Here is a 14,259-nt window from a genome sequence, read left to right as displayed (position 1 = left end):
AGTGGGCGACCGAAAGCGCTAGCTTCTCGCTCTCGCACCGGATGCTGTGACCGCGCGCGTCGCGTGCCACGCTCCAGCCTCCATCGCGGTTCATGTAGTACGCGGCCCAGTAGCCTAAGCAAGGTTTAGCTTGGATAGTCATTTGCTGCTCCGTTGATTGCTGTCAGTCGATCTCCTCAATCTCATCGAAGATCGGTCTGGCCGGGAATGTACGGGCGCCACGCCAGTCACCGTGCTCTGAGTGCCGCAAGCACGTCAGCCGGACGGATTGGAAGGCGACGCAAGCGGATCCCGGTAGCGGCAAAAACTGCATTGCCGATGGCGGGCGCGACGACAGTGGTACCAGGCTCGCCGAGGCCGACCGGAGCCTCAGTGCTGTCGATGATTTCGATATCGATGGCCGGCACGTCACCAATGCGCAGTGGCGTATAGCTGTCGAAATTGGTGTCCTTCACCTGGCCTTTGACGAACTCGGTTCCTTCATGGAGCGCAATGCTCAGGCCCCAGAGGGCACCGCCTTCCACTTGCGCGAGCGCGCCGTCGGGATGGACAATGGTTCCTGCGTCTACAACGATTGTCAGCTTTTCCACTGTCACGGCGCCAGTGGGCCGGTCGACGTGGACCCGCGCGACGCAAGCGACCCATGTGGGCATGGCCCGATCCTGGCCAAATGTGGTGGCAACGCCCAGCCCCGTATCCTTGGGCATAACAGCACCCCACCCAGCTTTTTCCGCCGCTCGCTTCAGCACTGCTGCCTGACGTTTTGCGCCTCCAATCGCGTTGGGCGCCCCACCTGCATTGCGGCCGGCGCCGTCCAACAGCCCGACCCGGAAGATGACAGGGTCCACTTGGGCCATCCGCGCTGCTTCATCCATGAAAGTCTCAACGGCCCAGTTCGTCCATCCGGGCCCGACGGAGCGCAAATAGCCCGGGCGAAAGCTGGTGTTCGCGAGCGTGTTCGAGAGCGCGCGCACGCGCTGCGCGCCCACGCTGTACCAATGGTCGGCGCCGTCAATGGCATCCTGATCATATGGCGTTCCGTCGCGCGTCTTGTGCATGATGGCCGGCGCCACTATGGCGCTTGGCCAGCCGGCTGACGCGTGATGCTCCATCGCGGTCACCTTTCCCCGGGCATCGAATGCCAGCCGCAACGTCTGAATCGATGGCGAGCGAAACGTGTCGAAGCGCATGTCGTCGGGACGTGTCAGGACCAGTTTTACCGGCTTGCCGATCGCCTTGGCCGCCAGCGCCGCGGGAACCGCATAGTCACTGTCGAGCCTGCGGCCAAACCCTCCGCCCATCGGATAAGTGCGCATGATAATGCGCTCTTGCGGTAGCTGCAGCGCTTTGGCGAGCACTGGCAGGATCAGACTTTGCCATTGACTACCAGTGTGGATCTCGAAGCGGCCATCCTTCTCAAACGCGAGAGCGTTCACTGGCTCGAGCTGGGCATGCAGGACGCTGCCGGTAGTGTATGTCCGCTCGAGAACGGATCGGGCCGCTTGAAAGGCAGAATCGACCCCTGGGTCGTCAACCACGAGCGCGCCGCCGCTTGATGCTGCGATCTGCTTCGCACCGTAGTCGAGGATATCCTGCTCGGAGACCTCCGTAGCGCTGCCCGTGGTCCAATCGACCTTCACGAGGTCGGCGGCGCGGATCGCCGCTGGATACGATGTCGCGCAGACGACCACCCATCCGGGCACCGTATTGGAGGGGTCCTCCAGTACGAGGCTGGTGAGATATCCTTTGATCCGCTTGGCCGCGGAATCATCAACCGACCGGACGACCGAATCATTACGAGTCGGAGGAATCTTTGGTCGCGCATAAACCATGTCCGGCGCGGAAGCATCGATGCCGTAACGCGCGGTGCCATTGATCTTCGCTGGAATGTCCAGGGCATCGGCCTTCTTTCCGACAAGGCGCCGCTCCGAGGCTTCCTTAATGGGCAGCTCAGCCAGCTCGTCCGGTGTGAATTTGCGCGCGGGCCCGCCGCGCCTGATAATCTCCCCGTAAGAGATGGATTGATTTGCGGCGAACACGGCACCCTGGCGCGCCAAGCAATTGGAAGGGCTGGCGCCCAGCAGTTTGGCGCCCGCCTCGATGAGCGCAATCCGGCCCGCGGCACCGACGCGACTGTAAAGAGGGAAACCGTCCGAGACCGAACGGCTGCCACCCGTAATCATTACGCCCCACTTCGGATCGGTATCGACTGCCAGGATACGAACGTTGCTCCAGTCGACTTCGAGTTCGTCAGCGAGGATGCGGGCCAGAGCGGTGCCTACGTGCTGGCCCATCTCCGCGCGTGTGATGTTAATGGTCACGATGCCGCTACGATCGATGCTATACCAAATTGTAGGTTCGAACGGGCTCGACTCGTCGGCGGTGGCTTCTGTCCCCGCGAAGCCGAACGCGATGGCGGTCCCGGCCGAACCGATTAGAAATGCGCGGCGCGAGAGAGTGGGTTGACCCTTGAGCTTACTCATCGGCGGCAACCTTCCGGGCTTGGGCGGCAGCCTGTTTGATGGCGTTGCGGATGCGGACGTAGGCCATACAACGGCACAAGTTGCCGGCCATGACGGCGTCGATGTCCTCATCGGTTGGTGCGGGAAAGTCCCTGATGAGTGACGCAGCCTGCATGATCTGGCCCGATTGGCAGTAGCCGCATTGGGGGACCTGATGGTCGGCCCAGGCGGTTTGGAGCGGGTGCTTTCCTTCAAGCCCCTCAATGGTCGTGATCTCGGCGCCGGCGACGCTGACGAGCGGCGTTACGCAAGAACGCGTCGGTCGGCCGCCGACATGAACCGTGCAGGCGCCGCACATGCCGATGCCGCAGCCGAACTTCGTGCCGGTCAGGCCGATCGCGTCACGAATGACCCACAACAGGGGTGCGTCATCTTCTGCATCGACGATCACCAAGCGGCCATTGATGTGAAACGACGTCATGTTCGATCTCCAATGGATTACTTTGCTGCTTCGTACTGGCGCCGGATCGCGGCGATCTTCACAGCGAGGTCAGGCCACGGCGGAAGGTCCGTGCGAGTTCGCCGCAGGTACGCGGCGATGCGGGCAACGTCGGAATCGCTAAGGGCGTCGCCGAAGGCAGGCATGACGACACCGGGCATTCCTTCCTCGGTGCCGATGCCGCGCAGGATGACCTGGATCAGGTTGCTTGGATCAGCAAGATGCACGGCGCTGTTGAGCGACAGGTCTGGCCGGGTCGCGAGCGGCGCGTTGGTCGCGTTGTAATGGCAGGACGCGCAAGCCGTGATATAGAGCCGCGCGTCGGGATCGATCGGCGCGCCCTCCTTGGCCAATGTGCTGGACATGGCAAGGCTCACCGCGCCGGAGACGTATGGCAGTCGCTCCGCAGCTTTGTCGAGTTCGGCGAAATAGGTCGCGAGCGCACGGATGTCGGAGTCGGGCAGCGCGCGCAACCCTTGCACGACGGGGAACATCGGCCCTGCGGCGGTTCCATGCAGCTTGCTTGCGCCGGTGCGCAGGTAATCGTAGAGCTCATCGTGTGTCCAGGGCGTCGGCGCGGCATTTCCGGCCGTTAATGGCGGCGCGACCCAGTTGTCGATCACTGCGCCGCCATAAGCGTTGCCGAACTTCTCCGCACCAAGCAGGTTGCGGGGCGTATGGCAGGCGCCGCAGTGGCTCAAGCCCTGCGCGAGGTACGCGCCGCGATTCCACTCCGCACTCCTCGTGACGTCAGGTTCGAAGCGACCAGGCCGGAAGAACAGTAGCTTCCATCCCGCCTGCAGGTAGCGGATGTTGAACGGAAATGGAATGCCGTTCGGCCGCCGCGTGGCATGAACTGGAGTTCTGGTCATGAAGTAGGCGTAGAGGGCACGCACGTCATCATCGGAGAGTTTGGTGAAATGGTCGTAGGAGAACACTGGGAGAAGATGTGAGCCGTCGCGTGAAACGCCCTTCTGCATCGCACGCGCGAAAGCTGCCTCCGACCAATTGCCGATGCCGGTCTCCGGATCGGGCGTGATGTTGGTCGAAAAGATCGCGCCAAAAGGGGTTTCCATGGCGTAGCCGCCGGCGAACCTCTCTCCACCCTTCCGCGTGTGACAGGCCGCGCAATACCCTCCGCCTGCAAGGGCTTCACCCTTGGCGACCAACTCCGGCGCAAAGCTTGCCGTCGCAGGAGGCGCGATCGGGGCCATGGCCGGCTGCCACGCCAACGTGCCAAATCCTGCAACCCCGAGACATCCGACCGCGACAGTCGCGACAAGCAACTTCTTGAACACGAGAACCTCCTAAAGCCATGCTCGCGCCTAGGGCACGCGCACGAATCGCAAATAGGCGAGCAAGGCAACGATGAGCGCGAGCAGCATGCATATGAAAGCGCTGCCGCTCAGCAACATGCTCAATCCGTGCGGATGTACATGTGACACGAATGATTCATGTGCCTCTGCCGGTGCGCTGAATGCGGACAAAAGCGTGATGACTCGTTTCATCGGATCACCCGACTGGACCGTTGTGGCGACGACTTTGACTACTGCAATCGGTGGTGTCCGCGTGAATGAAGAATGCCGACGAACACCAAATTACTGCGAAGCGCGCCCTTCGCGGTCCGGGAGCCGCGCCAAGAGCAACGCGGGCGTGCCATAGCCTTCGCCAAAATTCCGAATGCTTAACTTGTGAAACGGCCGTGTTTTGAGATTGTGGCGGCTGCTCAACAGCCGCACACGAGATATCCATGGCGGATACCACCACGCTAACGACTCACGTCCCTACGCTCGAAGTCAGCGACATTCAGGCCACTGTGCTTCGGCCGCGTCCATCCCCCTACCTTGGGCAGTATGTGATCCTTCGCATCGACGATGCGGCGCAGGGACGTGAGATGTTGCGCCGAATGATCCCTCACGTCGCGCCCGCCGACGAGTGGTGGGTGCCATCCTTGGCCGGCTGGTTGGGAATTGCATTCACCTTCGAGGGTCTCAAGGCGCTGGAGTTGCCGCAGGCATCACTGGACAGTTTCCCGATCGAATTTAAACAGGGCATGGCGGCGCGCGCCGCGATCCTGCATGACGTCGGTGGCAATGCACCGGCGAATTGGGAATATCCGTTCGGCACGACGGACGCGCACATCGCCTTGGCGATTTATGCGCAAAACGAGCAGGACCTGCAGCGGGTCCTGGAGCTCGCGCGCAGGACGCATCACGACCTAGCGCAGATATCGGTCGTCTATCGCATGCCTTTCGGTGAATTGCCGGAAGGGCGCAATCCATTCGGCTTCAAGGACGGATTGCACAATCCCCAGATCGAGGGAAGCGCGCCGGCCGCGCATGGCGGGAGCGACGCGCCGATAAAAGCGGGCGAGTTCGTCATGGGCTATCCGGACCAACTCGGCGAGACGGCGCAAGCTCCGATCCCCGCAGAATTGCGGCAAAACGGCACTTTCGTGGCCCTTCGTAAGTTCCACATGGATGTCGCAGCGTTTCGTAGATACCTGCGCGAACAGGCGTCGTCATCGGAGGAAGAAGAGCTGCTCGCCGCCAAAATGGTCGGCAGATGGCGCAGCGGTGCCCCCTTGGTGCTAGCGCCCGATCGCGACGACCCTGCGCTCGGCGCCGATGCGAAGGGCAATAACGATTTCAGCTACGCTGACGACAGGAAGGGCCTGAAGTGCCCGTTCAGCGCACACGTTCGCCGTGTCAATCCGCGCGATGCCCTGAAAGACGACATCGTCGACGTCGACAGTCACCGATTCATACGTCGTGGCACCAATTATGGACCGCCGCTGCCGGAAGGAGTTCTGGAAGATGACGGCGCCGAGCGCGGCGGCGTGTTTCTCCTGATCGGCGCACACCAGCGGCAGCAATTCGAGTTCGTGCAGTCACAGTGGGTCGCTGATGGCAATTTCATCAGCCATGGGACCGAGCAGGATCCCCTCATTGGCAACAACGAGGGCGACGGAGTTTTCACGATCCCGAAGGTACCGGTTCGACGTCGCTTGCACGGGTTGCCGCGCTTCGTTGCCGTCCGCGGCGGCGAATATTGTTTCATGCCTGGGCTACGCGCGCTGCGATGGCTCGCCGGCCTGGGTGAGGATGCTGAGCAGACCGCGAGTCATTAGCAAGCTTAGCCAGCCCATCACTCGATCTTCAGCAAGACGCCAACTAACTCAAAGCTAGAAACTACCCAAGATTAAGGAGAATCGCCGTGATTGTCGACGTCCGCACATATCGGGTCAAACCGGGAAAACTCCCCCAGGACCTTGATCTCTACGCCAAGCACGGCTTAGCGGCGCAAATTCATCATCTCGGGGCGCCACTCGCGTATTTGCACGCGGAAAGTGGCGACCTCAACACGATGTTGCATCTCTGGGCGTTCGAGGATGTGGCCGATCGTGCCCGCCGACGCGCCGCTATGATGGCCGACCCCGAGTGGCTGAATTACCTGAAGCTTGCCGACGAGGCCGGCTATCTGGTCGACCAGCGCAACAGCCTGATGGTGCCGGCGAGTTTCGCACCAATCAAACGGTGAGTTCGGTCATCGCTCGAGCGAACACCGCCGGAGCATCACCTGCTCGCAACTTCGGCGCACACTTAACCAATTGAGCAGCAATCCAGCCATCAGGAGACCCACATGGCCACGAAAGTGATCGAGAACGAACGTACAGCAATGGCGCAGCACATGACCCGTCAGCCAGACGGGCCGGGCAAGCGCATCGGGAAAAAGGGGGAGATCTCCGGCATCGGTAAGGTTGCCCCCGGCGGAGCAAAACTGTTCCGCGAACGTCTGCCGCAAATCCAGGCTGAAGCCGCCTATTGGGAAACGCGCGTTGGCACAGTTCACGACTTTCGGGTGACGCTAATCGACGACGATACCCGCATCCTCTTTACCATCGTCTTCGATGGCGACTTCAAGCCCTATGTCGCAGACATCTTGAACGAGGCGGCTCCCTGGCTCGACCAGATCTTTCTGGGGGTGTGGGACGGGTTCAAGGGTACCAACGACCGCAAATCGGTTGAGGAGCTCCTCAGCTTCGCTTTTGAATGCGACCTATTCTTTGTTCGCAACCCGGATGTCACGGTCAGGGATGTGGCGAAGATGCAGCGCTTGAGTGGAGCGGTCGCCGAGCTTTTCGACGCCGCAACTTGACGGTCTCCGTCCCGATGCCTCCCGGTCGCGTTCAACGAGCCACTGCTGCGGCAGGATGTGACCGGTCGGCATCTCGGCGACCAGGAATATCAAAGTCTTCGTGGCCCGTAACACGACGCTGGTCGTGTGACCGCCGCGTGTTTCTCATGACTGCTGCTTCATGCCCGGGCGACGCGCGAGGGCGCCGAGCAGGCTGCTGCTCCGAGCCTGGTTCAAAGGATCATTGACATGTCCGACCACTTCTCAGGCCCTCGTTCACTCACTGATCCGGCTGCCGACATATCGGATGTGTTTGCTTTTCCAGATCCGAAGGACCCACGGCATCTCGTCGTGGTCATGGACGTATTTGGCAAGTCCGGACCGTCGGCGGTCTTTTCCGATGCGGTCATTTATCGCTTTCGAATACGATCGATCGACATAGCAGCGACCGGCCGCGAGGCGGCATTCGCGGCGGGCAAAAGCGAGGTCATCTTCGACTGCACGTTCGACGTGCCGAGCGGTCCAGCCACCGCAGGACGACCAGTCCAGCTCGGCCGGTGTCTCACGCCGAGTGGCGGCATGATCTCGTTTGTCTGCGACGACGAGAATGGCGGCGCCGGCGAGGGCGTTCAGGTATTCGCGGGCCAGCGCTCCGATCCCTTCTTTCTCGACGTGCGGATGATCGAAAAGACGGCGGCGACCGGCAAGCTGTCGTTCAAACCAAAGGGGTCCGACACTCTCTTTGGCACCAACATTCTCGCGATCGTGCTCAAGATTGAATGGCCCATGGTGCTGGAAGGCGGTCCGCTGTTTGCGATCGTGTGCGAAACGCTCGCGGCCGGCAAGCGGCCGGTTCGCATCGAGCGGGTCGGTCGTCCTGAAATCAAGAATGTAACCTTGAGCTGGAAGATGTTCGATCAGGTCAACAAAGACCTCGAAATCCGCGATCTCTACAACAGCGAGGATGCCTTCGACGTGAAGCACGATTACTTCGATGCCTACCGGGTGCGTATGAATGCGAATCTCGCGTTCTACGACGGGCTCGATGGCAAGATCGATTGGCCGTTCGATAAGCACGCCAACCATCCTTTGACGAAACTGCTCCTGGCGGATTTCCTGGTCGTCGATGCCTCCAAGCCGTTCGCCGAGATCAGCTATTTCGAAATCGAGCGTGCGATGCTCGCAGGCCGCCCGCATACTACGCCGGGCGGGCGATGGCTCAACGAGGACATCATGGATTACGTGTTTACGCTGTACGTCAACGGTGGGAATGGCCCGCCCGTCAACGATGGCGTCGACGGGCCGATTGCGTTTTCGTCCAAGACATTTCCGTATCTCGCGCCACGCAATGTGCCAAAGGGTGCCGCAGCATGACGGACTTGTCGGAAACATTCGCGCCGGAGTTTCGCCTTGAGCCGCTCGTGCTGACGGGCGGATCCATCGCCGTGCTCAACCTGCAGGCCCAGATCGAAGGCCTCGAGGGCTGTGACAGCCTCGCGGAAGCGGCCAGCCTGATCGACTTGCTCATGCTTCAAGGGCTCATCCTGGGACGCATCAGCAATTATGAGCGGGCCGCGCAGTTGGCCGATCGATTGGTCGATGTCGCAGCCACTGACTCAGTGGCCTATGTGACGCGCGGACGGACTCGCTCGGTATTCCATCGCTTCACCGAAGCGCTTGACGACCTCGATCAAGCCGAACGTCTTTCGCCGGACGACGGTGCCGCGAAGCAGGAGCGCGCCACGGTTCTGCTGGCGCTGGGCCGCTACGACGAAGCGTTGTTGACATATGGGAATGCCGCCGATCGGACCGGACGCTTCCAGGACGTTGCGGCCTTGGCTGGCTTTTGGGCCGAGCGAGGTGAGACCGTCACGGCAGAGCGGCTCTACCTCCAAAGTCTCGGCAGCTACCGCGGTATCTCTCCGTTTCCAATAGCGTTGCTCGATTTCCAGCTAGGCGTGATGTGGATGAGGCTGGAGAGGCTGGACCAGGCGCGCACCTGCTTCGAGACCGCGATACATCGCGTCCCGGCTTATGCTGCTGCGCAAGGACACTTGGCGGAGGTCGAGGCTGCCCTGGGTGAGCCTGAGGCCGCGATTGCCCGGCTAAATCCGTTGGCGATCTCTGCCGATGATCCCGATTACGCGGCGCAATTGGCGCGCATCCTTGGCGAAATGGGACGGAACGATGAGTGCCTCGGCTGGCGCCGGTTAGCAGCGAGCCGTTACGACGCATTGATCAAAGATCACCCAGCGGCGTTCGCGGATCATGCGGCGGAATTCTGGCTGGGCGCGGGAGATGACCCTCAGCGGGCACTCCGTCTCGCGGAGCTCAATTTGCGAATTCGCAAAACACCACGTGCCCACGAGCTCCTTGCCCAGGCACTTGAGGCTACTGATGGCAGAGGAACTTAGAGCAAGCGAGACGCTGCCGAGCAAGCTGCACGCCTATGCGCGGTCCTTGCCGACCTCGAAAGATTTGGGGGTTCTTTGGATCGAAGAAATCAACGACCACAACTTTGGAGCCCGATAGCGAGCATGATCGATGCATTTGCCTTCGCTACGATTTGGCGAGATTCGCACTGCTTCACTCGCGCCGACGTTGCGTGTCGGATACCAGTTACTTCGCGAAGACAGACAGCTTCGCGACTGCTCGGCGCCGGACCTCCCCCGTCCCTTGGCCGTGGCGCGCGGCGGCCGATCCTTCCCTCCCCGAGCGACTGCGCATCGCGCCCTCGCCCTATCACGATGACGACCTGATCGACGGGCTCGCCGAAGCCTTGCTTCAGGTCTGGGACGGGCTCGGCCTGTCGTTGTGCACGAAGTCGCTGGCGGCCGAGTAATGGTCAGATCCAGCCCTTGAACGATTCAAAGGTAGGCCCCACCTGCGAACAGGACATCAAGACGAAGGCCGGTACCTCCACCAACCTACCCGCTGCGGCAAGGTGCTCTCCACAAATCGTGGGATGGGGTCATTTCGATGGCAATCCAAGTAGTACCAGCCCTCGGCGAACCATAAAGGGCCGCATCCCGATCCTAACCTCCGATAGTCGATCTTCTTTTCCGCTATCGCGGCGAAACGTTCTGTTTGGCTTGGCAGCGTCTCTCCCAGCTCCGGCAATTGTCCGCGCCATTAGCCGCATGCCGATTCGCCAGGTGTTCGTCACTGACAAGGAACGCTTGTGGGCCGGTTACGCGCAGCGGTTTTTCTACAATGCGCTTGGCCAGCCAAGCTTTACGTGCGCGATGTGCGCGGCCTCTCTGCGGCTGCAGAAATCATACCCGATCGCCTGAGAAATACCAGCCGCCCGTTGATGTTGCCTGATCCGGCATGTGCGGAACCTTGCCTTCTGGTTAGCGGCAATTCGGCGCGATTCGCTGACCTTTACTCGCAACGATGACGCACGTGGGTCAAACAGAGGAGCCGAGGCAATGCGAAGCGCGGCAACTCAGACACCGAAGGAAAGACCATGACGGTAGTTGAAACAGCCAAATCGAATTCCTCATCGGGCGCCACCAGCTCCGGCAAGTTATTTGTTCTCGAACTAAGCGGGGACCGCATCCACTCGATGAATCCCGATGGCTCCCACCGCAAGACTATCGTCACCGATTGCCGCTTTCCCGACGGCATCGCCGTGGATCACGAGGCTGGTCACATCTATTGGACCAACATGGGTATCCCCAACCTCGACGACGGTTCGATCGAGCGCGCCGACCTCGACGGCAAGAACCGGAAGGTCATCGTTCCACAAGGCGTCACCTACACACCGAAACAGCTCCACCTCGATAAGGAGAACGGCAAGCTCTATTGGTGCGACCGTGAGGGCATGCGCGTGATGCGTGCGAATCTCGACGGCTCACAGGTCGAAACGCTGGTCGAGACCGGCCGCGGCGACAAGGACCGGAAAGATCAAACCCGGTGGTGCGTCGGAATCACCGTCGATCCCAAACGGCGGCACATCTACTGGACGCAAAAGGGTCCTGACAACGGTAACCTCGGCCGCATCTTCCGCGCCAACATCGAAATCCCGAAAGGCGAGACCCCGGCGAACCGCACCGACATCGAGGTGCTGTTCGATCATCTGCCCGAACCGATCGACCTCGAGCTCGATCTGGCGAACCGTGTCCTCTACTGGACCGACCGCGGCGATCCTCCGCGCGGCAACACCGTCAATCGCGCGCCGATCGAGAAGAAAGCAGAGCCGGAGATCCTGATTACGCATTTGATGGAGGGCATCGGCCTCTCCCTCGATGTTCCCGGCAACCGGATGTTCGTCACCGACTTCGCCGGCTCGGTCTATTCCGCCGATCTCGACGGCAAGAACGAGCGCAACTTCCTCTGCGCCCAGGGCAACCTCACCGGCATTGCCTACGCCGAAGTCTGAAAATCGAGCAGGAGAATCAAATCATGTCGAAGAATAAGCCCATTCGCCGCATTGCCATCATCGGCACCGGCGTCATCGGTGCGAGCTGGACCTCGCTGTTTCTCGCCAAGGGACTGCAAGTGGTCGCAACCGACATTGCGCCGAACGCAGAGGCTTCGCTCCGGAAGTTCGTTGAGACGGCCTGGCCCGCGCTCAAGCGATTAGGCCTGTCAGCGGGAGCGTCGCAGTCGAACCTTACGTTCACGGCAGATCTCGCGCAAGCGGTTGCCGGCGTCGACCTCGTCCAGGAGAACGGACCCGAGCGGATTGATTTCAAGCAGAAACTCTACGGGCAGCTCGATGAACTGCTGCCACCCGATGCGATCATCGCATCGAGCTCGTCCGGGCTGACCATGAGCGAAATCCAGAAGGGAGCAGCAGTGCATCCCGAGCGCTGCGTGATCGGCCATCCTTTCAATCCCCCGCACCTGATCCCGCTGGTCGAGATCGTCGGCGGAGCCAAGACCTCGGAAGCGACAATCCGGCGCGCGGCGGAATTTTACACGTCGATCGGGCAGAAAACGGTGCGCGTCAACAAGGAGATGCCCGGCCATGTCGCCAACCGGCTGCAGTCCGCATTGGCGCGCGAGGTCTACCACCTCGTCGCCGAGGGCGTGGTGAGCGCCGCCGACGTCGACACCGCTCTCTCCTGGGGACCGGGCCTGCGCTGGGGCGTGATGGGCAACATGACGCTCAATCACCTCGGCGGCGGTCCGGGCGGCATCGAGCACTTCTTCCAGCAGTTCTCTGGTCCGATGACGGCGTGGTGGAAGACCCTCGGCTCACCGGTGCTGACGCCAGAAGTGCAAAAGAAGCTCATCGATAGCGTCCACGCGGAGGTCGGATCGCGCTCCGTCGCGGAGCTGGAGGCCGAACGCGACGAGATCCTGCTCGGTCTCATCGAACTGCGCACCAAGCGGTCGGACAAGGCCGTTCCGCGCGAAGTCGCCGCTGAGTAGCGACGCGCCGCAAGCAACTAACACTCCTCCAAACGAGAAGGAATTTAGACATGAACATCGCGACGACCATCCAAGCTGCAGAAGAGCTCAAGCCGGATCGGCTCACCGAGACGATTGTATCGAAGCTCGCCAATCCGGTGACCAACTCGGATTTCGACTTTCACGGCGCGGTCAATGACGTCCTGAAGGATGTGGGACTAGCGACCGCGGACAGCGGCGGCAAACTCAGCTTCTACGGCCGGGATCCGATCATACCGAGCCCCCATCGGTTTGGCACCCTGGCCGCGGTCGGTTCGGCCGCCAAGGCGGTGGCAATCTCCGCCTTATGGCGAGACCGGAGTGGCGAGGGACAGGATATCGCGGTGGATGTCCGCAAGGCGCTGCGGCGGTTCGCCGGCTTCTGCGATCTGAAGTGGGAGACCATCAATGGACGCCCCCCGTTGCTCTTCGTTGAGGGCACGAACCCGTTCTTCGAGCTGCCCTTGTTTCGTGAAACGCGCGACGGACGCCACGTCATCGCTTTGAACATTTATCCCAAAGGCGAAGCCAGGGCTCTGAACTTCCTTCGGTGTAGCGCGAGCCCCGAGTCCCTGAACAACGCCATCCTCCAATGGCGCGCCGATGAACTGGAGGACGCGGCAGCCGAGGCCGGGATCGTCCTCGCTAAGGTGCGCACGTTCGAGGAGTTTCGCAGGGAGCCCCAGTACACCGAGGTGCTCTCCAGAATGCCATTGATCTCTGTGGAGAAGATTGGGGAGAGCGACCCAATCCCCTTCAAGAAGGACGCAAAGAGCCCGTTGGACGGCATTCGCGCCTTCGGCATGGGCCACGTGATTGCCGGGGCCTGTATCGGCAGAGACCTAGCTTGCTATGGAGCCGATGTTCTCAACGTCTGGCGTCCGGAGGATCCCGAGCACGACGCGTTTGTCCTGGACGTCCAGGTTGGGATGCGTCAAACCATCCTGGACAACTCCAAGGAAGGTCGCGCGAAATTCGATGAGCTCCTGAAGGACGCTGACGTCTTCTTTGCCAACAGGCGTCCGGGCTATCTCGAACGAAACGGTCTCGATGCAGAAGCGCTCTGCGCCAAGAAGCCTGGCTTGATTCATGCTCAGGTCCTGCTCCACGGCAACAAAGGTCCGTGGAAGAATCGTCCCGGATTCGACGAAATCGGTGCAGCCGTAACGGGCGTGTTCACCACAGAAGGCTCGCTCGCACATCCCAAATCGCCGCCTATCATCCCCATTGCCGACAATGTCGTGGGCTGGCTGGGGACAATCGGGGTTCTCGCAGCACTGCGCCGACGTGCTGTCGAGGGCGGCAGTTACCGGGTCACCGTTTCGCTGACCAGGACCGTGCTGTGGCTGCTGTCGCTCGGCATCTTCGACAAGGAGTACGCCAAGGCGATGGCCGGATCTTCCGACGAGCACGCGAACATTGCTCCGGATCTGTTCACCGCGGAGACCCCGCTGGGCACATATCAGGGCATGACCGACCAAGGTATCCTTTCGAAGACTCCTGGATCCTTCAGGACGGTGCTCGTGCCGCGCGGCTCCAGCAAACCCGAATGGCTGAACCTTTGAGTCCATAGCGGTCCCGCGAAGCAGGACATGCATCGGAGCCTCCCATGAAGGACGTCTTGACCTTGGTCACGTTCGTCATGGGAGCACTGTGCTTCGCGGTGTTCAGAACCATGTTGAAGCCACAACGGACTGGTGCGGCTACGCAACTGGATAGGCCCGCATATTGCAGATTGGCTGCTCTCTGGTGCGTCTGGTT

The 14,259-nt window shown here is 61.2% G+C and carries 11 protein-coding genes and 1 pseudogene; 9 read left to right on the top strand and 3 right to left on the bottom strand.

What is annotated here, in order from left to right; all coding sequences use genetic code 11:
* Positions 1-227: 227 nt before the first annotated feature.
* Genes AKN84_RS15885 through AKN84_RS15875 form a run of 3 tightly spaced genes read right to left on the bottom strand, consistent with a single transcriptional unit; the run spans position 228 to position 4,175 of the window.
* Positions 228-2,483: a xanthine dehydrogenase family protein molybdopterin-binding subunit gene (locus tag AKN84_RS15885; RefSeq protein ID WP_050421634.1), complete on the bottom strand. Its 2,256-nt coding sequence runs from the start codon at positions 2,481-2,483 to the stop codon at positions 228-230.
* Positions 2,476-2,943: a (2Fe-2S)-binding protein gene (locus AKN84_RS15880; protein WP_050421633.1), complete on the bottom strand. Its 468-nt coding sequence runs from the start codon at positions 2,941-2,943 to the stop codon at positions 2,476-2,478. Before AKN84_RS15880 ends, AKN84_RS15885 begins: the two co-directional genes overlap by 8 nt.
* A 17-nt stretch (positions 2,944-2,960) precedes the next feature.
* Positions 2,961-4,175: a cytochrome c gene (locus AKN84_RS15875; protein WP_244485189.1), complete on the bottom strand. Its 1,215-nt coding sequence runs from the start codon at positions 4,173-4,175 to the stop codon at positions 2,961-2,963.
* Between the two features lie 536 nt (positions 4,176-4,711).
* Here AKN84_RS15875 and AKN84_RS15870 point away from each other — a divergent pair.
* The 9 genes and pseudogenes from AKN84_RS15870 (at position 4,712) to AKN84_RS15830 (ending at position 14,063) form a co-directional block, all read left to right on the top strand.
* Positions 4,712-6,091, top strand: a complete 1,380-nt coding sequence (locus AKN84_RS15870) for a Dyp-type peroxidase (protein WP_050421631.1) — start codon at positions 4,712-4,714, stop codon at positions 6,089-6,091.
* Positions 6,092-6,177: 86 nt separating this feature from the next.
* Positions 6,178-6,501: an NIPSNAP family protein gene (locus AKN84_RS15865; RefSeq protein ID WP_050421630.1), complete on the top strand. Its 324-nt coding sequence runs from the start codon at positions 6,178-6,180 to the stop codon at positions 6,499-6,501.
* A gap of 102 nt (positions 6,502-6,603) precedes the next feature.
* Positions 6,604-7,119, top strand: a complete 516-nt coding sequence (locus tag AKN84_RS15860) for a hypothetical protein (protein WP_050421629.1) — start codon at positions 6,604-6,606, stop codon at positions 7,117-7,119.
* A 228-nt stretch (positions 7,120-7,347) separates the two neighbouring features.
* A complete protein-coding gene (locus AKN84_RS15855; protein WP_050421628.1) occupies positions 7,348-8,472 on the top strand; it encodes a DUF4331 family protein in 1,125 nt (374 codons plus the stop codon).
* On the top strand, positions 8,469-9,512 hold the full coding sequence (locus AKN84_RS15850) for a tetratricopeptide repeat protein (protein ID WP_050421627.1): 1,044 nt from the start codon (positions 8,469-8,471) through the stop codon (positions 9,510-9,512). Before AKN84_RS15855 ends, AKN84_RS15850 begins: the two co-directional genes overlap by 4 nt.
* A 299-nt stretch (positions 9,513-9,811) precedes the next feature.
* Positions 9,812-9,940, top strand: a pseudogene (locus AKN84_RS45525) (5-aminolevulinate synthase); the annotation flags it as partial.
* A gap of 627 nt (positions 9,941-10,567) precedes the next feature.
* A complete protein-coding gene (locus AKN84_RS15840) occupies positions 10,568-11,482 on the top strand; it encodes a 3-hydroxyacyl-CoA dehydrogenase (RefSeq protein WP_050421625.1) in 915 nt (304 codons plus the stop codon).
* Between the two features lie 23 nt (positions 11,483-11,505).
* Positions 11,506-12,480: a 3-hydroxyacyl-CoA dehydrogenase NAD-binding domain-containing protein gene (locus tag AKN84_RS15835; RefSeq protein ID WP_050421624.1), complete on the top strand. Its 975-nt coding sequence runs from the start codon at positions 11,506-11,508 to the stop codon at positions 12,478-12,480.
* 50 nt (positions 12,481-12,530) lie between these two features.
* Positions 12,531-14,063: a CoA transferase gene (locus AKN84_RS15830; RefSeq protein ID WP_050421623.1), complete on the top strand. Its 1,533-nt coding sequence runs from the start codon at positions 12,531-12,533 to the stop codon at positions 14,061-14,063.
* Positions 14,064-14,259: the final 196 nt, after the last annotated feature.

It is taken from the genome of Bradyrhizobium tropiciagri (assembly GCF_001189845.1).
Classification (GTDB): domain Bacteria; phylum Pseudomonadota; class Alphaproteobacteria; order Rhizobiales; family Xanthobacteraceae; genus Bradyrhizobium; species Bradyrhizobium tropiciagri.
This window is presented reverse-complemented; position numbering and strand designations above follow the sequence as displayed.